19 protein-coding genes are annotated in these 21,028 nt (G+C 71.1%); 12 read left to right on the top strand and 7 right to left on the bottom strand.

Features of this window, described 5'->3' with window-relative positions; translation table 11 throughout:
• Window positions 1–88 precede the first annotated feature (88 nt).
• The gene (locus ACWDN5_RS12570; protein ID WP_310969400.1) at window positions 89–565 is read left to right on the top strand and encodes an Lrp/AsnC family transcriptional regulator; all 477 of its coding nucleotides are present in this window, start codon (window positions 89–91) and stop codon (window positions 563–565) included.
• Window positions 566–609: 44 nt separating this feature from the next.
• On the opposite strand, the gene helR is transcribed toward ACWDN5_RS12570, so the two are convergent.
• Together helR and ACWDN5_RS12560 are read right to left on the bottom strand one after the other, a co-directional pair.
• Window positions 610–2,814, bottom strand: a complete 2,205-nt coding sequence (gene helR / locus ACWDN5_RS12565; protein WP_449676331.1) for an RNA polymerase recycling motor ATPase HelR — start codon at window positions 2,812–2,814, stop codon at window positions 610–612.
• Window positions 2,815–2,915: 101 nt separating this feature from the next.
• On the bottom strand, window positions 2,916–4,733 hold the full coding sequence (locus tag ACWDN5_RS12560) for a LamG-like jellyroll fold domain-containing protein (protein WP_449676329.1): 1,818 nt from the start codon (window positions 4,731–4,733) through the stop codon (window positions 2,916–2,918).
• 79 nt (window positions 4,734–4,812) lie between these two features.
• Here ACWDN5_RS12560 and ACWDN5_RS12555 point away from each other — a divergent pair, with 79 nt between their 5' ends.
• Window positions 4,813–5,205 carry a VOC family protein gene (locus tag ACWDN5_RS12555; RefSeq protein ID WP_310969406.1) on the top strand — a complete coding sequence of 131 codons (393 nt, stop codon included), beginning with the start codon at window positions 4,813–4,815 and terminating at the stop codon, window positions 5,203–5,205.
• Here ACWDN5_RS12555 and ACWDN5_RS12550 read toward each other — a convergent pair.
• Complete coding sequence (locus ACWDN5_RS12550; RefSeq protein WP_310969407.1) at window positions 5,181–5,669, bottom strand: DUF6328 family protein; 489 nt, start codon at window positions 5,667–5,669, stop codon at window positions 5,181–5,183. The two genes, ACWDN5_RS12555 and ACWDN5_RS12550, sit on opposite strands and share 25 nt — an antisense overlap.
• A 125-nt stretch (window positions 5,670–5,794) precedes the next feature.
• Here ACWDN5_RS12550 and ACWDN5_RS12545 point away from each other — a divergent pair, with 125 nt between their 5' ends.
• On the top strand, window positions 5,795–6,352 hold the full coding sequence (locus tag ACWDN5_RS12545) for a superoxide dismutase (protein WP_449676327.1): 558 nt from the start codon (window positions 5,795–5,797) through the stop codon (window positions 6,350–6,352).
• On the opposite strand, the gene ACWDN5_RS12540 is transcribed toward ACWDN5_RS12545, so the two are convergent.
• From ACWDN5_RS12540 to ACWDN5_RS12530, 3 genes are all read right to left on the bottom strand, one after another.
• The gene (locus ACWDN5_RS12540) at window positions 6,353–6,742 is read right to left on the bottom strand and encodes a TIGR03667 family PPOX class F420-dependent oxidoreductase (protein WP_310969409.1); all 390 of its coding nucleotides are present in this window, start codon (window positions 6,740–6,742) and stop codon (window positions 6,353–6,355) included.
• Between the two features lie 67 nt (window positions 6,743–6,809).
• Window positions 6,810–8,696: a DUF2339 domain-containing protein gene (locus ACWDN5_RS12535; RefSeq protein WP_449676326.1), complete on the bottom strand. Its 1,887-nt coding sequence runs from the start codon at window positions 8,694–8,696 to the stop codon at window positions 6,810–6,812.
• 59 nt (window positions 8,697–8,755) lie between these two features.
• On the bottom strand, window positions 8,756–9,721 hold the full coding sequence (locus ACWDN5_RS12530) for a Gfo/Idh/MocA family protein (RefSeq protein WP_449676324.1): 966 nt from the start codon (window positions 9,719–9,721) through the stop codon (window positions 8,756–8,758).
• A 637-nt stretch (window positions 9,722–10,358) separates the two neighbouring features.
• Between ACWDN5_RS12530 and dusB the strand changes: the two genes are divergently transcribed.
• Window positions 10,359–11,498, top strand: coding sequence for a tRNA dihydrouridine synthase DusB (gene dusB / locus ACWDN5_RS12525; protein WP_310969413.1), 1,140 nt, complete (start codon window positions 10,359–10,361; stop codon window positions 11,496–11,498).
• On the opposite strand, the gene ACWDN5_RS12520 is transcribed toward dusB, so the two are convergent.
• Window positions 11,419–11,820 carry a hypothetical protein gene (locus ACWDN5_RS12520; RefSeq protein ID WP_449676323.1) on the bottom strand — a complete coding sequence of 134 codons (402 nt, stop codon included), beginning with the start codon at window positions 11,818–11,820 and terminating at the stop codon, window positions 11,419–11,421. The two genes, dusB and ACWDN5_RS12520, sit on opposite strands and share 80 nt — an antisense overlap.
• Before the next feature lie 138 nt (window positions 11,821–11,958).
• Between ACWDN5_RS12520 and ACWDN5_RS12515 the strand changes: the two genes are divergently transcribed.
• Genes ACWDN5_RS12515 through ACWDN5_RS12480 form a run of 8 tightly spaced genes read left to right on the top strand, consistent with a single transcriptional unit; the run spans window position 11,959 to window position 20,983 of the window.
• A complete protein-coding gene (locus ACWDN5_RS12515) occupies window positions 11,959–12,606 on the top strand; it encodes a VC0807 family protein (RefSeq protein ID WP_449676322.1) in 648 nt (215 codons plus the stop codon).
• 32 nt (window positions 12,607–12,638) lie between these two features.
• A complete protein-coding gene (locus ACWDN5_RS12510; RefSeq protein ID WP_449676321.1) occupies window positions 12,639–13,331 on the top strand; it encodes a GntR family transcriptional regulator in 693 nt (230 codons plus the stop codon).
• Window positions 13,328–14,323 carry an ADP-ribosylglycohydrolase family protein gene (locus tag ACWDN5_RS12505; RefSeq protein ID WP_449676320.1) on the top strand — a complete coding sequence of 332 codons (996 nt, stop codon included), beginning with the start codon at window positions 13,328–13,330 and terminating at the stop codon, window positions 14,321–14,323. The genes ACWDN5_RS12510 and ACWDN5_RS12505 overlap by 4 nt, the downstream gene beginning before the upstream one ends.
• Complete coding sequence (locus ACWDN5_RS12500; protein WP_449676318.1) at window positions 14,320–15,195, top strand: PfkB family carbohydrate kinase; 876 nt, start codon at window positions 14,320–14,322, stop codon at window positions 15,193–15,195. The genes ACWDN5_RS12505 and ACWDN5_RS12500 overlap by 4 nt, the downstream gene beginning before the upstream one ends.
• Window positions 15,192–16,625 carry a purine-cytosine permease family protein gene (locus ACWDN5_RS12495; protein WP_449676316.1) on the top strand — a complete coding sequence of 478 codons (1,434 nt, stop codon included), beginning with the start codon at window positions 15,192–15,194 and terminating at the stop codon, window positions 16,623–16,625. Before ACWDN5_RS12500 ends, ACWDN5_RS12495 begins: the two co-directional genes overlap by 4 nt.
• Window positions 16,622–17,149: a cysteine hydrolase family protein gene (locus tag ACWDN5_RS12490; protein WP_449676314.1), complete on the top strand. Its 528-nt coding sequence runs from the start codon at window positions 16,622–16,624 to the stop codon at window positions 17,147–17,149. The genes ACWDN5_RS12495 and ACWDN5_RS12490 overlap by 4 nt, the downstream gene beginning before the upstream one ends.
• A 10-nt stretch (window positions 17,150–17,159) precedes the next feature.
• On the top strand, window positions 17,160–20,153 hold the full coding sequence (locus ACWDN5_RS12485) for an NACHT domain-containing protein (RefSeq protein WP_449676313.1): 2,994 nt from the start codon (window positions 17,160–17,162) through the stop codon (window positions 20,151–20,153).
• A complete protein-coding gene (locus tag ACWDN5_RS12480; RefSeq protein ID WP_449676311.1) occupies window positions 20,150–20,983 on the top strand; it encodes an alpha/beta fold hydrolase in 834 nt (277 codons plus the stop codon). The genes ACWDN5_RS12485 and ACWDN5_RS12480 overlap by 4 nt, the downstream gene beginning before the upstream one ends.
• The last annotated feature ends 45 nt before the right edge of the window (window positions 20,984–21,028 follow it).

The following is a 21,028-nucleotide window of genomic DNA, read 5'->3' as shown; positions in this document are numbered from 1 at the left end:
AAGCTGGCGCGGAGGGCTCGCTTTCTCCGCAGGTCTCGATACGCTGCGCACTTGACAAATCACATGCCGAAACACAGGGAGGGACGGCATGGGTGACGAAACACGTGCGCGCGCGCTGGACAACACGGACAGATCGCTGATCGACCTGCTCCAGAAGGACGGCCGGGCCTCGTTCACCGCGCTCGCCAAGGCGGTCGGCCTTTCGGAGGGAGCGGTCCGCCAGCGCGTGCAGCGGCTGCTGCGTGACGACCTGATGCAGATCGTCGCGGTGACCGACCCCGCCAACGTGGACCTGACGCGCCAGGCCATGGTCGGCATCACCGTCGACGGCGTCGATCCCCGCGAGGTCGCGGACAAGCTGTCCGAGCTGACGAACGTGCACTACGTCGTGCTGTGCGCCGGGCGTTACGACCTGCTGGCCGAACTGGTCTGCCGGGACGACGACCACATGCTCGACGTGCTGGGCGAAGAGATCCGGAAGATCCCGGGCGTGTCCGGGACGGAGCTGTTCGTGTACCTGAAGCTGGCCAAGCAGAACTACTCCTGGGGCCGGCTCACGGCGTAGCGGTGCGGGGATGACGGGTACCGCCACCCGCCACCCCCCGTTCGCTACAGGAACCGCCGGTGCCCGGACCGCACGGGCACCCCGGCTTCGACGAGGCCGGTCAGCGCCGCCGGGAGCGGATCCCGGTGCAGCACCCCGAGGCGCTGCGTGGCGCGCGTGAGCGCGACGTAGAGCTCGGCCGCGCCGCGCGGGCCCGCGGCCAGGATCCGCTCCGGTTCGACGACGAGGACGGCGTCGAACTCCAGTCCTTTGGCCGCCGCGGCCGGGATCGTTCCCGGCACCCCCGGCGGGCCGATCACGACGCTGGTCCCTTCGCGGCCGGCCTCGTCGCGGACGAAGTCGTCGACGGCGTCGGCGAGCTCGTCGTCCGCCACTCGCCTGGACCACGGCCGGACCCCGCAGGCACGCACCGATTCCGGCGGTCGCGCGTCCGGCGCGAACTGCGCCAGCAGCGCGCCCGCGACGGTCATGATCTCCGCCGGAGTGCGGTAGTTCACGGTCAGCTCGCGGTACTGCCAGCGGTCGCCGACGTAGGGCGTGAGCACCGGGCCCCACGCCGTCGCCCCGGCCGCCGACCGGCGCTGGGCGAGGTCGCCGACGATTGTGAACGACCGGCTCGGGCACCGCCGCATCAGCACCCGCCAGTCCATTTCGGACAGTTCCTGGGCCTCGTCGACGACGACGTGCCCGTACGTCCAGTCGCGGTCCGCGGCCGCCCGCTCGGCGAGGTCGCGCGGGTCACGCTCGACGAACCGCCCGGCCAGGTCTTCGGCGTCGAGCAGGTCCTCGGCGACCAGCTGGACGTCCTCGTCGAGTTCCTCGGCGTCCAGCTTCATGACGTCCATGACGCCGGAGGCGTATTCGACCTCGGCTTCCGCCCGTCGGCGCGCGGCGGCGCGTTCGGCGGTGTCGTCCCGGCCGAGCAGGTCGACCAGCTCGTCGAGCAGCGGTACGTCCGAGACGGTCCAGGCCGTGCCGTCGGCGCGGAACAGCGCCGGGTCGGCCCCGGCGGCCTCGAGGCGGCGCGGGGACGCGTACAGCGGCGCCAGCAGCGTCTCCGGCGTCAGGTACGGCCACAGCGCGTCGAGTGCGGTGCCGAGCGCTTCGTGCTCCGCGAGCTCCTCCAGGACGTCGGCGCGCAGATCCGCCCAGAGCCCGCGGTCCTCCCGCGTCATCCAGCCTTCGCCGATCTTCGCCACGACCCGCTCGGCGACGAGCGCCACCGCTCGCTCGCGGAAGATCGCGCGGGCTTCGTTGTGCGGCAGTCCCGACTCGCGTGCGGCGAACCGAGCCTCGGTCACGAGCTCGGCGTCGAGCGCCACGACGACGTCACCCAGATCGACCGGCACCGGTTCGGCGGGCACGCGCTGACGGTCCGCGACCGCGGCGGCCAGCACGTCGAGGATCTCGAGCGATCCCTTGAGCCGCGCCACCTCCGGCCGGTCCTCGGCCGTGACGCGCAGCCCGGGCACCAGGTCGCCGGTGGTCAGGAAGACGACGTCCGACTCGCCGAGCGACGGCAGCACCCGGCCGATGTGGTCGAGGAACAGCGGGCTCGGCCCGACCACCAGGACGCCGCTGCGGGACATCCGCTCGCGCCGGGTGTAGAGCAGGTACGCCACCCGGTGCAGGGCGACGGCCGTCTTGCCGGTGCCGGGGCCGCCCTCGACCACCAGCACGCCCGTGTGGCCGAGGCGGATGATCTCGTCCTGCTCGGCCTGGATCGTCGCGACGATGTCCCGCATGCCCTCGCCGCGAGGCGCGTTGACGGCCGCGAGCAGGGCCGCATCCCCCCGTTCGGTGTCCCCGGGACGGCCCAGCACCTCGTCGGTGAATTCGAGGACCCGGCGCCCCATCGTGTGGAACTGACGGCGGCGGCGCATGTTTTCCGGTCGCGCCGCCGTGGCGACGTAGAACGGCCGCGCCGCCGGTGCCCGCCAATCCAGCAGGAACGGTTCGTAGTCGTTTTCCGCGTCGAACAACCCGAGCCGGCCGATATAGCGGGTTTCGCCCGAAAGGGCGTCCAACCGGCCGAAGCACAGGCCGTTGTCGGCGACGTCCAGCCGGGCCGCCTCCCGCGACCGGCAGCGGACGTCGGTCTCCCGTTCCCCCGGCGTCACCCCGGTTTGCCCGAGTGCGCCGTGGTACCGGGCCTGCGCCGCCGCGCGCTCGCGGTCGAGCCGCTCGTACAGCGCGGCGACGTAGGCCCGTTCTTCCCGCAATTCCTCGTCGTACCCCTGGTTTGACAAGTTCCCCTCACAGCGGTTAGACTCTTATCAGGTTCGGCGATCGCTCCCATTGTTTCCGGAGAGCACGCCGATTTTTTATTGTCCACCCGCTGTCAAGGGCCTCAGCCCAGCATGAATTCGCGCGGGTTCAGCGGCCGGTCGGCCACCCGCACGTCACCCAGCAGCCCCGCGAAACTGCGGTCGACCTTCCCGCCGTAGGACGACGCGCCGACCAGCCACGGGCCGCCCGGATCGGCGAGCCCGACCGCGGGCGTGGCCGGGTTCCGGACCACCGGGCAGCCGTCGACGTACACGGTCGTGCGCCGGCCGTCGTTGACCACGGCCACGTGCCACCACTTCTCCACCGGCAGCTCGTGGCCCCAGTTCGTCGACGTCCGGTCCTGGTTCAGCGGGTACACCGCCCACTGCAGCTCGCCACCGTCCGAAAGGGACAGTGTGGCCGCCGACTCCTGCGGGTCGTCGCCGGTCTTGCCCGCGGCCGCGCCGCTGCCCTGCCGGGCGAACAGGCCGCACCAGCCGTGGTGGCCGTCCTTGAAGTTCGCGGGCAGCCAGAAGAACGCTTCGACGGTGTAGCCGCGCTCGAACTTCAGCTTGTTGATCGGCGCCGTGTCGACCGTGCGAAGGTAGGCGCCCCGGCTGGGATCGCGGCCGCCGTCGAACCGCAGGCTCGCCCGCGACGGCTGCCGCGGCGAGAACTCGTTCGAGTACTTCAACGCGTCCGGCCCGCTGCCGGGCGCGGTGACGCGCGTGAGGTCGTTGCCCAGGCCGGTCTGGTCGCGCACGACGACGTTGTCCGGCACCGCCTTGCCGTCCTGGCCGCCTTCGAATCGCCAGTACGCGACGGTTCCGGGCACCAGCAGCTGCTTCGCCGGCCGCGCGGGCGGAACCGGCACCGGCGCGAAGCCCTTGAAGCGCTCGGCGAAGTCGATCTCCAGGCTGAAGTAGTCGGCCGCGCCGCTGCGTTCGACCTCCTGCTGCTGCAACTCGCTCAGGTGGTCCTGCGCGGCCAGCCACGGCGAGAACGTCCGGACGTCGATCACCCCGCGCGCGAGGTCGAACTGGTAGAGCCGGACCATCGCGCTGCCGCCGTAGTAGCGGTCCTGGTAGTTGGCGAGGTGGACGTGCACGTCGTGGCCGGCGGCGTTCTTCCGGACGGTCCGCCCGGTCGGCCAGTAGTGGCCGTTGAGCGTGAGGAAGATCTGGTCGTTGCCCTGCACCAGCTCCGTCCAGACGAGTTCGCCGAACGTCGAGAACTGGGCCTGGTGGTCGTCGTCGGCCCAGACCAGCTCGTGGATGGTGAGGATGGCCGGCAGGGTCGGGTGCTGCGCGAGCACCTGCTTCGCCCAGTTCAGACCGCCGGCCGAGGGCCGCCAGTCCAGCGCCAGCAGCAGCCATTCCCGGCCACCGCCGCGGAAAATGTGGAAGGTGTTGTAACCGTCCTTGGACGCACCCTTGAAGGTCGGCGAGTTGCGCTGGCGCTGCGGGCCGAACGCGTCGAGGTACGGCGACGGGCCGCGCTGGTCGTCCTTCGAGCCGTCGATGTCGTGGTTGCCCGCGAGGGTGCTGTACGGGAACCGGCGGCGGTCGAGCGCCTGGAACGACCGGCTGATCCTGGCGAACTCGTCCGCCCGGCCGTTCTGGGTGAGATCGCCGAGGTGGGCGAGGAAGACAACGTTGTCGTCCTGCTCTTCGAGGACGTACCGAAGCGAGGCGTCCAGCGGCGCCGCGTCGCCGCGGTCCTCGTCGAACAGGTACTGCGTGTCGGGCATGACCACGAGCGTGAAGCGCGGATCTTCGGCGTCCGGGCGGTGCCGGCCGGTGGCTTGGGCGGCGGGCGCGCCGAGGACGTTCGGCAGGGTCGCCGCGGCGGCGACGGCCGGGGCGCCGAGGAGGAAGGTCCGGCGAGAAGTGTCAGTCACGGGCGGGAAGCTACGGGCGGCTTCCGACCACCCCGGCAACTGCTGCCGAACACGGGATGAACAGCGGTACTGTGCCCGCATGAGCGGCCCGCGGGTGTTCCGGTTGATCCAGCCCGTCGACGACATCGAGGTCGCCGTCGCGTTCTACGCGGCCGTTTTCGGCGACCCCGGTGAGCGGATCGCGGTCAACCGGCACTACTTCACCTGTGGCGGCGTGGTGCTCGCCTGCGTCGAAGCGCCGCCCGAGCACCGTGAGCCACGCCCGCAGCGGGACCCGCGGATCGTCTACCTCGCGGTCGAAGACGTCGAGGAGACCTTCGAGCGGGTGCGCGCCGCCGGACCGCGTTGGGCCGACGACGCCATCGAGACGCAGTTCTGGGGCGAACGCTCCTTCTACGCCGACGACCCGTTCGGCAACCCGCTCTGCTTCGTCCAGGAGGACACGCTCTACTTGGGCGGGCCGGTCGGCTGATCGCCGTTTCCCGGGTGCATCCGGATCGGCATCACGAACCAGAGGACGCCGAAGATCAGCAGGCACAGCACACCCAGAATCACCATGGCGATCCAGCCGTAGACGACCTTGGCGATCAGCGCGACCGTCGACGTGATGGCGAGGGCCAGACAGACCAGCCCGACCAGCACGAGCCGGTTGCCGACGGTCAGGATCCGTTCGCGGCTGCCCGTGCGGAACAGCAGCCGGTGCCACGCCGCGGGCGCGGTGAGCAGGGCCGTGGCCGCCACCGCGAGCGCCACCGCGGACAGGTGCAGCGACTTTTCGAACCCGCTGGCGTCGTGGAACCGGTCGGTGAACACGACCGACAGCAGGAAGCCGAAGAGGATCTGCACCCCGGCCTGCGCGACCCGCAGTTCCTGGAGGAGCTCGCCGACGTTGCGGGTGAGCTGCTCGTTGCGGGTTTCGCCGGTGTGTTCGGGCACCAGACGACCATAACCGGGCGCGAGACGGCCCACCGGCTGGGAAAACCGTGACTTTCCCACCAAATCGGTCACACTTTCGAGTGATGATCATGGCGGTGGCCCGGGCGGCTGGCTAAAGAGGGGAAATGCGTCTTCTCCCCGCTTTCGCCGCCGCGGCCGCCGTCGCCGTGCTCGCTCCCGGCGTCGCCGCCGCGTCACCGTCACCGGTGCGGTTCACGACCGGGCACGGCACGTTCACCGCGGCCGCCCCCGGCGCACCCGCGGTGACGTACCGCCCCGACCTCGTCCCGGCCGGCGCCCGAGCGCACGTGTTCGGCGTTTCGGCCGCCGGCACGGCCACGCTGCTCTTCGTGACCGGGCTGCGGCCTGACCATGCCTACGGCGCGCACGCGCACACCCAGCCGTGCGGCGCTACCGGCGACGCCGCCGGGCCGCACTTCCAGCACGTACCGGACCCGGTGAAGCCGTCGGTCGACCCCGCGTACGCCAATCCCCGCAACGAGATCTGGCTCGACTTCACCACCGACCGGGCCGGCACCGGCTTCGCCCGGTCCACAGTGGACTGGACGTTCGCCGACCGGCGGGCGAAGTCCGTGGTCGTCCACGAAACCCACACGCACACCGACCCCGGCCACGCCGGCACGGCGGGTGCCCGGCTGGCCTGCCTGAACGTCGGCTTCTAGTCAGAACCCCCAGCTGCGCTCGGGCACCACGCGGATGCGGACGGAGTACTTGGCGTCGAACCCGTCCGCGGTCAGGCCGATCGCCTCGTAGCGGGAGCCGTACTTGTCGAGGTAACCGGGCGCTTCGGACGCCTTGCCCGCCTCGACCTGCGCTTTGCCGCTCACCACGAGGATCGAGCCGCCGCCGGGGTTGCTGTTGAAGTGGAAGCTGACCTCGGGGTTCGCCTCGATGTGCCGGAGCTTCGCGGTGCCGGGCTCGCTGAACAGCACGATGTCTTCGCCGTCGAGGACGAACCACACGGGCCGCGGTGCGGGCCGCCCCTTCGGGGTGACCGTGGTCAGCCAGGCGATCGGCTCGCCGGCGCGGTCGGAGAGTTTCGGTGCTGCCATGTCGGTGCCCCCTGGTCGTCGGTCTGTGCTCCAGGGAACCACGGGGCACCGACAATTTCTTCCCGGACTAACGCGACGCGACCCGCCGCGCGTACCGCGTCCCGGCCGCCAGCAGGACCAGGCCCGCGCCGAGGAACGCGCCGACCCTGGCCAGCCCGTCGAGCGCCGACAGGTCGAACAGCACCAGCTTGAGCACCGCGGCGCCGACCAGGATCAGCCCGGTCACCCGCAGCGCGACGACGTCGATCCCGCGCAGGAGCAGCACGAGCGCGGCGATCGTCCAGGACACCGTGATCAGCGCGTGGCCGAGGAGGAACCCGGTCCGCCCGGGGACCGCGAGCAGGGCGCCGCACAGCACGACCCCGGCGGCGCCGTACAGCGCCGAAACCCCGGCGAGCAGCCAGATCGGCAGGTCGTCGGCCGGGCCGCGGAACACCGCCAGCCGCGCGGCGGCCCACGGCAGCGCGATCGACACGGCGAGGATCAGCGCGGCGACCGCGAGCGCGCCGGTCAGCTCGGCGACCGGGTGGGCGCGGGGAACGATCAGCAGCACGGGCGTGACGTCGAAGACCACGCCGAGCAGGCCGCCGATGGCCGCGAACCCGAGCGCGGCGGCCAGTGCACCCCGGTTGCGGCCGCCCACCGCGGCCACGACCAGCAGCAGCGCCTCGCCGAGCAGCACCCCGGCGCGTGCCGGGCCGTCGAACTGGGTGACCGTCGCCTGCAGGAGCGCGAGCAGCCCGGCCAGGCCGGCCACCTGCCCCGCGAACCCGGGCCACCAGCGGCGCGCCGCCCAGACGGCGAGCAGCAGGACGCCCGCGCCGGCCGCGATCGGCACCGCCTGCGCCTTCGGCAGCAGCACCGCCGCGATGAGGGTCGGCAGTACGGAGGTCGCCAGCAGCGACAGCGCGGCGGGGTCGTTCTCGCGGCGGCGCAGCACGATCAGCGCGAGCACGAGCCCGGTGACGCCGGCGCCCCCGGCCGCGGCGGTGTTGGCCCAGCTGCCACCCCCGCCGAGCCACGCCGTGCTGATCACCGAGGCGAACAGCGGCGGGACACCGGCGGCGAGCGTCAGCGACGACCAGTCGCGGCGCAGCTGCACCGGCGCCGTCGCGAGCTGGATCATCAGCAGGAAGGTGACCAGTTCGGGGGTGAACCCGCGGACGATCATCGGGGCGCACACGACACAGCCGATGACGACGGCGGAGGCCAGCAGCGGCGACTCCCAGCGCACGGCCACGAGCAACCCGCCGACGGCGACCACCAGCCCGGCGGCGAGCCCGGCGAGCACCGGCAGGAACTCGTACAGCGTGGTCGCGGCGACGACGTCGAGGTAGAGCGTCGCGATGCCGGTGGCGGCGAGCGCGAACGCCCCGGTGCGGCCGGCGGGCTTGCGGTGCAGCCAGACGCCGGTGCCGGTCAGCGCCAGCCCGAACCCGGCGCCGACGAGCACCCGCGGCAGCGGCCCGAGCCACCCCCGCTGCACGGCCAGCACCAGCAGCAGGACGACGCCGAGCAGCGTCACGGCCCCGCCGACCCAGGCGAGCACCCGGCTCCCGGCGCCTTCCTTGCCGAGCTTCTCGCCCAGCGTCTGCCGCGGAACCGGCAGGTACGGCGTCGGAGGAGGGGCGTACGGCGGCCGCTGCTGGGGCGGCGGCGGGGCGTACTGCGGCTGAGGCGGTTGCCACTGGTACTGCGGCCACGGGACCGACTCGGGCCGCACCGGCCGGGGCGGCGGTTGCGGCTGCGGCTGCGGCGGTGGTTCAGCTTGTGGCTGTTCGGCCGCTTTCGGTTGCTCGGGCTGCTTCTGCTGCTCGGCGTGCGTCTCCTGGGCGGCTTGCTCGGGCTGCTCGTCCCGGACGGTCCGCAGTTCGGAGCCCACCAGGGCGAGACGACGCCCCAGGTCGTCGATCTCGCCGGCGAGCCGGAGGAGCACATCTGCTTCGGTGGTCATACCGGACAGGGTCACCCAAAGGTGTCACCCGCGGATCCGTAGCACTACTCAATCCCGGGTCACGTCCTGGTCGCGGCCAGCACCTCGTCCATGGTGGTCATGATCGAGACGGTCTCGGCCAGCGGCATGAGCGGGCTCTCGGTCTCCCCGGCGGCCAGCCAGAGCGCCACTTCGTCGGCCTCGTGCCGCAGGCCAAGGCCCTCATCGACGTACTCGAAGCGCCGTCGCTCGCCTTCGCGCGGAATGAAGGTGAAGGAGGCGGGAGCGTAGAAGGGGCCGTCGACCTCGATGCGCGCGTCGGTGCCGACGATCGACGCGGTGGTCGGCGAAACCGCGCTCAAGGTGCAGTTCAGCACGGCCTGCGCACCGCTCGCGTACCCGAACAGCATCGACATCTGCGCGTCGACCCCGGTGAAGGCGGGCGTCGCCATCGCGGCCACGCGCTCGGGCCGTCCGAGCACCATCGACGCGAAGAAGACGGGATAGATCCCCAGGTCGAGCAGGGCACCCCCGCCCAGTTCGGGAGCGAACAGCCGGAAGGCGGGGTCCTCGGCGAACCACTGCCCGTGGTCGGCGGCGACGGTGACGACGTCCCCGAGGCTCGGCAGGAACTCACGGATGTGCCGGATGTGCGGCAGGAAGCGCGTCCACATCGCCTCCATCAGGAAGAGGCCTTTGGCGCGCGCCAGGTCGACGAGGTCGCGCGCCTCCTCGGCGTTCATCGTGAACGGCTTCTCGACGAGCACGGGCTTCCCGGCTTCGAGGGCGAGCCGCGCATTGGCGTGGTGCATGGGGTGCGGCGTGGCGACGTAGACGACGTCAACGTCCGGATCGTTCGCGAGGGCTTCGTAACTGCTGTGGCGGGTGGGGATGTCCAGCTCGCCGCCGAACCGCTCGGCACTCCCGCCCGAGCGCGACCCGACCGCGGCGACCACGCCGGACTCGGTGAGCTGCAGGTCCCGGGCGAAGGCCCCGGCGATCCCACCGGTACCCATGATCCCCCACCGCAGGGGCGCGTTCTTCATACGCCGAACCCTATGCCTGGCCGGGCGTGACGGCCGGGAACGAGTAACGAGGCGCGTCACCCCGACGACCCCGGTGTCGACCTGCGCAAGGGACCCCTTGACTCGAGGAGCGACGATCGCCGACACGTCTGGTGTTCCACAACCGGAATCCCGGCCCGGCACCGCGCTCCCACCACGGCGGTGTTCCTGCTGCTGAGTGGCGATGCTGTTGACCGCCACCCTCGATGCCAGACCACTGCTCTTGATCTGCTTCCGCACGCGGAGAAAGCCTCACGAGGAGTGGTTACGTATCCACCATTTCCCTCGCCATACCCGAGATCGGCGAGTTGATGACCCTGTCGGCCCTCGTACCCAAAGAGCCTGACAACGAATTCGCGTGGAATTTTCCCGATCCGGACTGGCCGGGGTTCGACTGCCCTTCCGCCGCTGGTCCCACACAAGGCAGTCGAGGCCGCCCCCGCAGTTCTGGCCCGTTCCCGCCGGCCGGAACGTGAAGTGGCGGCCGTAGCCGTGGCGGGGCTCATCGCCGTGAGTGTCGTGGCGCTGCGCGGCCGCCTTCGGTCACGCCGGTCGCGCGGATAGTCCGCCACCAGGCCCGCACGCCCCCTGGTCGACGTGATCGACACCACAAGCGACAATGGAGGACGTGACCGCGACCCTGAGCAAGCCCGCCCTGCAGATCGGCCCCTACGAGGTCGATCCGCCGGTGGTGCTCGCGCCCATGGCCGGGATCACCAACGTCGCCTTCCGGCAGCTGTGCGCCGAGTACGGCGCCGGGATCTACGTGTGCGAGATGATCACCGCCCGCGCCGTTGTCGAACGGCACCCCGGGACGATGCACATGATGACCTTCGGGGCGGACGAGAAGCCCAGGTCCATGCAGCTTTACGGGGTGGACCCGAAGACCATGGCCGAGGCCGTCCGGATCATCGTCGGCGAGGGGCTCGCCGACCACGTCGACTCCAACTTCGGCTGCCCGGTCGCGAAGGTGACGCGCAAGGGCGGCGGGGCCGCGCTGCCGTTCAAGCGGAAGCTGTTCGAAGCCATCGTGCGCGAGTCTGTGAAGGCGGCCGGCGACACGCCGTTCACGGTGAAGTTCCGCATCGGCATCGACGACGACCACCACACCTTCCTCGACGCCGGCCGCATCGCCGAGGCCGAGGGCGCCGCCGCCGTCAGCTTGCACGCGAGGACCGCCGCCCAGCGCTACTCCGGCCAGGCCGACTGGACGAAGATCGCCGCGCTGAAGGAGGCCGTGACCAGCATCCCGGTGCTCGGCAACGGCGACATCTTCTCCGCCGCCGACGCCCTGCGCATGGTCGAGGAGACGGGCTGCGACGGCGTCGTCGTCGGCCGCGGCTGCCTCGGCCGCCCGTGGCTGTTCGGCGAGCTCGAAGCGGCTTTCCAAGGCCGTGCACTGCCGACCCCGCCGAACCTGGGCGAGGTGGCGGCCGTGCTCCGCCGCCACACGGAGCTGCTGGTCGAGCACGACGGCCACGACAAGGCGATGCGCGACATCCGCAAGCACATGGCCTGGTACCTGATGGGCTTCCCGGTCGGCTCCGAACTCCGCCGCGGCTTCGCGATGCTGTCGTCGATGGACCAGCTGGACGACCTGATCGCCCAGCTCGACCACTCGGCACCGTTCCCGGACGCGGCCACCGGCCCGCGCGGCCGGCAAGGCTCCCCGGGCAAGGTCACGCTGCCGCATGGCTGGCTCGACGATCCGGACGACGACTGCGTCCCCGAAGCCGAAGACATGCACTCGGGCGGCTGAGCTGCACCAGGCTCAGGCCGAACAGCAACACCCCCAGCGGCACGTGCACGGCCTTGACGTGCGCGATCCCGAGGAACACCTGCGCGGTCACGAGCGCCAGGAACACGGCCGCGTAGAGGATCATCCCCGGCGAACCCCCACCAGGCCGCCACACCAGGACCGCGGCGACCACCTGCACCACGGCGACAGTCCACACCGCGTAGGCCGAGGCGCTGTGCAGGACGTGCCCGTTCGGGGTGGTCAGCAGCAGGCCGGCGGTGATCGGCGCCAGGAAGAGCGCCAGCGTCTGCAGCGCGATCGTGCCGCGCAGGAAGATCGTCATGCCCGGTAGACGACGCAGCCGCGCGGAATGTGAGGTCGACCGCCCGATCGGGTGAGCCGGCCGACCGTGACATCTGTCAGCCCGAAGTCGTGGCGGACGGCATCCTTCCCGAAGCCCCCGCCGCGACAAGCTCTTCCCATGACGACGAACCAGCCCGCAAGCTCCCTGGTCAAGACCCTCGCGATCGAGGTCGCCGTGCCCATCGGCGTCTACTACGCACTCCACTCGCTCGGCGCGAGCGACTTCACCGCCCTCGCCGTCTCCGGCGTCTTCCCGCTGGCCAGGACGCTCTACCAGTTCGCCAAGGACCGCACGCTCAACGGCCTCGCCCTCGTCGTCCTGGTCACGAACGTCGTGGGCATGCTGCTCACCTTCGTCTCCGGCGACGCCAGGATGATGATCGCCAAGGACTCGCTCGGCAGCGGGATCACCGGCCTGGTCATCCTCGCCTCCGCCTTCACCGCGGCCCCGATCATGACCAAGACGATGCGGCCCTTCCTCACCCGCGGCAAGGCGGAGAACGAAGCCGCGTGGGAACGGCTCAGCGGCACCGAGACCTTCGACGCCATCCTGCGGCGCTGCAGCGTGATCTGGGGCATCGGCTTCGCGCTGGAAAGCGCGGTTCGCATCGTCGGTGCCTTCACGCTGCCGATCTCGACCATGGTCTGGCTGAGCACCGCCATCTTCGCGGGCGCCTTCGCGGTGATCATGGTGGTCTCCGGCAAGGTGGCCGAGAAGGCGGGCAAGATGATCGCCGCCGACGCGAAGCCCCTCGTGGCCGCTTGACCTGCGACAACGCCGGGTGTACAGGTGTGGACATGTACAGCAAGCGGCAGCAGCTGGTCGGCGACCTCACCGACCTGATCCGCTCCGGGCGCCTCGCCCACGGCGAACGCCTCCCCGGCGAGAACCAGCTCGCCCTGCAGTACCAGGTCAGCCGCGGCACCGTCCGCAGCGCCCTGTCCGAGCTCCAGCAGCTGGAGCTCATCTCCACCCAGGCCGGTGTCGGCTCCTTCGTCACCTTCGACGGCGTCCAGCTCGACCAGCGGATCGGCTGGGCGCAGGCCCTCGCCGACGCCGGCGCGCCGGTCACCACCGAACTGCTCGGCATCGAGACCGTCGAAGACCGGGTCCTCGAAGAAGAATTCGGCGAACCGGCCTACGTCGCCGTGCGGCGGCTGCGGCGGGAGCACGACCGCGGGATCTCCTTCGAAACCGCCACCGTGCCCGCCGTCGGGCCGCTGGCCGGTCTCCCCGAAACCGGTCTGCGGGACGGCTCCCTGACCAAAACCCTCGAAGCCGCCGGACGGATCTCCGTCGGCGGGGACCAGTGGATCAGCACGGAACGCCTCGACGCCTGCGCCGCCGAACTGCTCGGCCGCAGCATCGGCGAACTCTTCCTCCGCGCCGAACGGACGTCGGTCGACATCGAAGGCCGGCTCGTCGAACGGGTCGTCAGCCTGCTGGACCCGGACCGGTTCCAGTTCCACCTCACCTTCGGACACCGGTGACCGCGCGGGACCGGGCGCTCGGCGCGTTCACCGGGCTGGCCGTCGGCGACGCGCTCGGCATGCCGACGCAGTCGATGTCCCGCGCCGCCATCGCCGCCACCTACGGACCGGTCACCGGCCTGCTCACCGCCGTCGCCGAACAGCCGGTCGCGCCGTCGATGCCCGCGGGCTCGGTCACCGACGACACCGAACAGGCCGTCCTGCTGGCCCGGCTGCTCATCGACGGCCGCGGCGTCGTCGAGCCGCACGTCTTCGCCGACGCCCTGCTGATCTGGGAGGCCGACATGGTCCGCCGCGGCTCCGCGGACCTGCTCGGGCCGTCCACCAAACGCGCGCTGGCCCGGCTCCAGGACGGCGTCCCGGCCGACGAAGCCGGCCGCACCGGCACCACCAACGGCGCCGCCATGCGGGTCGCGCCGGTCGGCATCGCCACGCCGTCGGAAAACCTGCACCGCCTGGTCGACGCCGTCGTCGCGACCGCGCGGGTCACGCACAACACCAGTTTGGGCATCGCGTCGGCCGCGGCGGTCGCGGCCACCGTCTCCGCCGGGGTCGACGGCGCGAGCCTGGCCGAAGCGCTCGACGCCGGTGAGCGCGCCGCCGTCGTCGGCGGGGAACGCGGGCACTGGGCGCCCGGCGGGGAGATCGCCGCCCGGATCCGCTGGGCGCGCGACTGGGTGCGGGGCATGGCGCCGGCCGCCGTCGCCGACGCGGTCGCGCAGGTGATCGGCACGTCGGTCGCGTCGCAGGAGTCCGTCGTGGCCGCGTTCGCGCTGGCCGAAGCGATGGGCGACGACCCGCCGTCGGCGTTGCGGCTGGCCGCCGGGCTCGGCGGCGACACCGACACCGTCGCCGCGATCTGCGGGGCGATGCTCGGCGCCGCGCACGGTGTCGGCGCCTTCCGCCCCGACGTCGTCGAAACCGTGCTCGCCGTCAACCGGCTCGAATTCGGGCCGCTCGTCGACGAACTCCTGAAGCTGCGCCGCCGATGACCGGGCGGCTGGTGCACACCGGGCAGGTCGTCGTCGACCTCGTCATGGCGGTGCCGGCCCTGCCCCCGGTCGGCGGCGACGTCCTCGCGTCGTCGACGAACCTGTTGCCCGGTGGCGGTTTCAACGTCATGTCCGCCGCGGCACGCTCCGGCGCGCGAGTGCTTTACGCTGGCAGCCATGGAATCGGCGGATTCGGCGATCTCGTCCGCAGCGCACTTGTGGCAGAAGGTATTGCCCTGGCCCACGATCCGGTGTCCGAAATGGACACCGGAGTCGTCGTCGTGTTGGTGGACGCGACCGGCGAACGCACCTTCGCGACCGGCACCGGCGCCGAAGGGCGGCTGAGCGCCGAACTCCTCGCCCGCGTCACCCCAAAGAATGACGACGTCGTGTACGTGAGCGGATACAGTTGGTTGCACGAGATCAATCGCGGCGCCCTCATCGAGTGGCTGCCCCGGCTGCCCGGCTCGAAGATCCTGTTCGACCCCGGCCCGCTCATCACCGACATCGACCCTGGAGACATCCATGACCTTTTGTCCACCGTAGACATCCTGAGCTGCACCGCCCGCGAAGCCGAGGTGCTGGGCGAGCTGCCGCCCGTCGCCGTCGTCCGCGAGGGCGCGAAAGGCTGTCGTGTCCACGAAAACGGCCGGATCACCGACGTCCCCGGGTACCCGGTCGACGTCGTGGACACGACCGGCGCCGGCGACACGCACTGCGGCGTGCTGGCCGCGGAGCTGTTGCGCGGCAGTACCGTCCTCGACGCCGCCGTGCGCGCCAACGCGGCGGCCGCGCTTTCGGTGACCCGGCGCGGCCCGGCGACGGCGCCGGGCCGGGAAGAGATCGACCAGCTGGTGGAGGCCATGCGATGACCGGTACCCGCAGGCTCGAGGTGGAGACCAACGGCCTCGACGTGATCGACGACGCCGAGCGGCGGGGGCGCCCGCGGCAGCTGTTCTGGCCGTGGTTCGGCGCGAACGTGTCGGTGCTGGGGCTGAGCTACGGCTCGTTCACCCTCGGCTTCGGCATCTCGTTCGGGCAGGCGCTGGTCGCCGGCGTGGTCGGCATCCTGTTCTCGTTCCTGCTGTGCGGGTTCATCGCCATCGCGGGCAAACGCGGGTCGGCGCCGACGATGCTGCTCTCGCGGGCGGCGTTCGGCGTGCGCGGCAACCGGCTGCCGTCAGCCATCTCGTGGCTGCTGACGGTCGGCTGGGAGACCGTGCTCGCCGCGCTGGCGACACTGGCCACGGCGACGGTGTTCGAGCGCCTCGGCTGGGGCGGCGGGACACCGACGAAGGTCGTCGCGCTCGTCGTGGTGGCGGCGCTGACCGTCGCGGCGGGCGTGCTCGGCTTCGACGCGATCATGAAGCTGCAGACGTGGATCACCTGGATCACCGGCGTGCTCACGGTGGTCTACGTGGTCCTCGTGGCCGGCGACGTGCACTGGGCCGCCGTCAGCGCGCTGCCGTCCGGCTCGGCGCAGCAGTGGGTCGGGGCGCTGGTGTTCCTGATGACCGGCTTCGGCCTCGGCTGGGTCAACGCGGCCGCGGACTACTCGCGCTACCTGCCGCGGTCGTCGTCGAGCCGGGGCGTGGTCGGCTGGACGACGTTCGGCGCGTCGGTGGCGCCGGTGGTGCTGCTGGTGTTCGGGCTGCTGCTGGCCGGCTCGTCGCCGGACCTGAACAAGGCGATCGCGGCGGACCCGATCGGCGCGCTGACGACGTTGCTGCCGCTGTGGTTCCTGGTGCCGTTCGCGATCGTCGCGGTACTCGGCCTGGTCGGCGGCGCGGTGCTGGACATCTATTCGTCGGGGCTGGCGCTGCTCTCGGCGGGCCTGCGCATCCCGCGCCCGGCCGCGGCGCTGGTCGACGGTGTGATCATGATCCTCGGCACGATCTACATCGTCTTCTTCGGCGGCGAGTTCCTCGGTCAGTTCCAGGGTTTCCTGGTGACGCTGGGGGTCCCGGTCGCGGCCTGGTGCGGCGTGATGCTCGCGGACGTCCTCCTGCGGCGCCGCGACTACGCCGAGCCGGACCTCTTCGACCCGGCCGGCCGGTACGGTGACGCCCGTGTCGGGCCGATCGCCCTGGTCCTGGTGGCCACGGCGCTCGGCTGGGGCCTGGTCACGAACACGTCCGCGGAGTGGCTGAAGTGGCAGGGCTACCTGCTGGAACCGCTGGGCCTGGGCGGCCGCGAAGGCGCGTGGGCCTTCGCGAACCTCGGCGTGCTGCTGGCGCTGGCCCTGGGGTTCCTGGTGACGTTGCTGACGCGGCGGCGGGTCCGCGAACAGGAGGCAGTGTGAGGAGAATTCTGGCGGTCATCGACCTGCAGAACGTGTTCGCCGACAGTGCGAGCCCGTGGTTCACTCCCCGCTTCGCCGAGGTGGTCCCACGAATCCACCGCTTGGTGACGGCTTTCGGTGACGACGTCGTGTTCACCCGGTTCGTCGCGCCCTCGCGCCCGGAAGGAGCGTGGCGCCGGTACTACGAGCAGTGGCCGTTCGCCTTGCAGCCGCCGGACTCGCCGCTGTACCAGGTGATCGACGCGTTCGAGCCGAAGTCCACAGTGGACGCGACCACGTTCGGCAAGTGGAACGCCCGCATGGCCACCCGGGTCGGCGGCGCGGGCTTGGTGCTGGCCGGCGTCTCGACGGACTGCTGCGTTTTGTCGACCGCACTGGCGGCGGCGGACGCGGGTGTCGCGGTCACCGTGGTGTCCGACGCGTGCGCGGGCGTGGACGACGAGAGCCACGCGAAGGCGCTCGACATCCTGCGGCTGTACGCGCCCTTGGTGACGGTCGCCACAGTCGCGGAGGTGCTCGGCTAGGCTGGGCTCGGTGAGCCTCGAAGCCTCGGCGATCGCGTTGACCACGGCGGTGGTGAAGGCTGCCGCCAAGATCTGGCTCGGAGATCGCCCGATCGCCGCGGACGCCACGGCCAAGGTGTTCGACCTGCTCGAGAAGCAGGTGACCGGCCTCAACGACCGCCGCAAGCTCCGGCTGTTGTTCACCAACCTCGAGTCCCGGGTCGCGGATCGGCTCCTGCCGTTCCTCGACGTCGAGTTCCGCTCGCTGCCGGAGAACGAGCGGGCGGCCGCAGTCGATGCGGTGCGCGAGACGTTCGAGCGCGCCGCGCTGACCGACGAAGACCTGTTCGACGCCGACCTCGACGCCGCGTACCTCTACCGCTACCTGCTCCGGACCGTCCCCGGCGTCACCCGGCTCCTCTCGGCCGACGCGACCGAGCTGTACCAGCGGGTGCTGCGGGAAAGCTGCGCGTACCTGGTGCAGGTGACGAGCACCCTGCCGCGCTTCCAGCCGGGCGCGCTCGTCGAAATCCTGCAGCGCGAGACGGAGATTCTCGAGACGGTCCGGAAGGTGCTGGCGACGCTGCCGGAGCGCCGTCACCCGGACGACTTCGCCGCGGACTTCCGCCGCCAGGTCGTGACGGCGCTCGACCGGATGGCGCTGTTCGGCGCGGGCCTGGCCGAGGCGACCCGGCTGTACCCGCTGTCGGTCGCCTACCTGAGCCTGAGCGTCACGTCCGAGGACGACGTCGCCGGCGATCGGATCGAGCACGTGCTGCCGCGGACGTCGCGGGTCCTCCTGCGCGGTGAAGCCGGTTCCGGCAAGACCACCCTGTTGCAGTGGCTGGCCGTCCAGTGCGCGAGCCGGCAGCTGCAGAACGTCGACGGTTGGGACGACCTCGAGCCGTTCCTGGTGCGGCTGCGCCGGTTCAGCCACTCGCCGCTGCCGACCCCGGAACGCTTCCTCGACGAGGTCGGCAGGCACATCGCCGACGAGATGCCGCCCGGCTGGGTGCAGCGGCACCTGCGCCAGGGCCGGGCCGTCGTGCTCGTCGACGGCCTCGACGAGGTCCCGGACGTGCGCCGCCGCGAGGTGCGTGAATGGCTGCGCGAGCTCGTCGGCGCGTTCCCGCACGCCCGGTTCGTCATCACCACGCGCCCGACCGCGGTGACCGCCGGCTGGCTGCGCGACGAGGGGTTCACCGAGGTCCGGCTCCAGCCGATGACCCCACGTGACGTCCGGACGTTCGTCACGCGCTGGCACCACACGCTGCCGGACGAGCCGCTCGACCAGGAACGCGACGCCCTGATCGCGGCCATCGGCGCCCGCAGCGCGCTGCGGCGGCTCGCCGAGAACCCGCTGCTGTGCGCGTTGTTGTGTGCACTGCACCACCAGGGCAACGGACGTCTTCCGGAGAACCGGATGGAGCTGTACGAAGTCGCGTTGCGCATGCTGCTCGACAGCCGCGACATCGAGCGCGGGATCGAGGCTCCCGTCCGCCTGTCGCTGACCGAGAAGCTGGTGCTGCTGCGGAGCCTGGCGTACTGGCTGGTCCGCAACGGCCACACGGACGTCCCGGCCGCCGACGCCGAAGCCCGCATCACGGCGAAGCTGCGTTCGATGGGCCAGATCGACGTGACACCGCGGACGGTCTTCCGGCACCTGCTGGATCGCGGTGGCGTGCTGCGCGAACCGGTCCCGGGCCGGATCGACTTCGTGCACCGGACGTTCCAGGAGTACCTGGCCGCCCAGGAGGCGATCGAAGAGGACGACATCGGCATCCTGACCGCAAACGCCCACCGCGACGAGTGGCGTGAAGTGGTGGTCCTGGCGGCGGGCCACGCCCATCCCGCGCAGCGCGAGCGCCTGCTGGACGGAATCCTCCAGTGGGACACGGACGAACAGGGGCGGCTGAAGCTCGACCTGGTGGCGCTGGCGTGTCTGGACACGTCGCCGGTGTTGAGCGAGCGGCTGCGCAACGAGATCGAAGACCGGGCCAGCACCCTGATCCCGCCTTCGAGCGACGAGAAGGCGGCGGCGCTGGCAAAAGCCGGCGAGTTCGTCCTCGACCTCTTGGCCACCGCTGACCCCGAGACTCCCGAAGCAACGGCGGCGACCGTCCACACGATCGCGTTGATCGGCGGGCCGGGGGCGTTCGAACTCCTGACCCGTTACCGCAATGCCCAGGAAAAGGCCGTGGTGGACAAGCTGGTCTGGGCTTGGGCCCGGTTCGACCCGATCGAGTTCGCCGAACGCGTGCTGGCCGATCTTCCGATCGATTTCCTGTGGTTGGACGAACCGACGGCCCTTGCCGGCCTGAAGCACCTGCGGCATCTGAGGCGCCTCTTCTGTGACGTCACCGGCCCGGACGAGTTCTGCCTTGCGCCGTTGGCAGACACCTCGCTGAAAAGCATCATGCTGGAAGGGGGCCGGGCCGATGCCGCGACGGATATCGCACCGCTGGCAGGGATACCCACCCTTCGCGAGATCGTCGCCACGACGCCGACCCACGGGTGGGCGCGACTGGCCGAACTGCCGCTCCTGAAGGCACTCACGCTGAGCCACATCGAAGACATCGGCTTGATCGCCGAATTGACCCCCTTGCGGCACTTGTCCGCGCTGACGCTGCGTGAGCTCCCGCACCTCACGGATCTGCGGTGTTTGTCCTTTCTGGACCAGCCGAACCAGCTCTGCTTCGAAGGTTGCCCCAGCCTCCGGGATGTCCGCGCCCTGGTTCGCTGGGCCGGTAGCCTGACCGAGCTCAGCTTCTTCGATTGCCCCGAGGTGGACCTGAGCTTGCTGCCTTCCCTCACTGGCCTCCGGGTGCTGGAGCTCGCGAACACTCCCGTCCCGGACCTTCGGCTCGTGTCCCGTCTGAGCTCTCTCCGGGAACTGCACCTGCACGGCAGCGGTGACATCGATCTGAGCCCCCTCGCCGACCGGCCCGACATCGAGGTGAAAGCGACCGTCGACCCCTCGTACTCCGACGGGGAAGCGGCAGCAAGCGATAGATTCAGGTCGTGATCGACCACATCAGCATCCCCACCGAGGCCGGTTCCTTCGACGCCATCGCCGCCGGGCCCGAAGATGGGCGGCCCGTGCTGTTGCTGCACGGCTTCCCCGAAGCCGCGATCGAATGGGAGCACCAGGTTGCCACCCTCGGGGTGCTCGGGTTCCGGGCCGTCGCGCCGGATCAGCGGGGGTACTCGCCGGATGTGCGGCCCGAGCAGGCCGGCGACTACTCCATCGATCACCTCGTCGGGGACGTCGTCGCGATCGCGGACGTGCTGGGGTGGCCGAGGTTCGACCTCGTCGGGCACGACTGGGGTGGCGCCGTCGCCTGGTGGACCGCCGACATGCACCCCGAACGTCTGCGCAGCCTCGCCGTCGTCTCGACGCCTCACCCCGGCGCGCTCGCCGAGGCCATGAAGACCGATGAGGACCAGCACCTGCGGACGCGCTACATGACCGAGTGGCGGCAGACCCGCGTCACCGAGCGGCGGATGCTGGAGAACGACGCCCGCGCGCTGCGGGAAATGTTCGATCGGCGGGTGTCGCCCTCGAAGGTCGACGACTACGTGCAGCGGCTGTCCGAACCGGGCGCGCTCACCGCCGCCCTCAACTGGTACCGGGCCGGGCGGCCGGGCGGGAAGATCGGCGTGATCACCGTGCCGACGCTGTACATCTGGAGCACCGAGGACGTCTCCTTCGGCTCCACCGCCGCGCTCGACACCGCCAACCGGGTCACCGGGCCCTACCGGTTCGAGATGCTCGAAGACGTCTCGCACTGGGTGCCCGAGGAAGCTCCGGAAGCCGTCACCTCGCTGCTCGTGGAGCACCTCAACGCGCGGTGACGACGCGTCACCCCGCCGGGCGGACCGCGGGTAACCCACCCGCCT

This window comes from Amycolatopsis sp. NPDC003731, from assembly GCF_053586895.1.
Note: the sequence above shows the minus strand (reverse complement) of the source record. Positions and strands in the feature narration are given on the sequence as shown.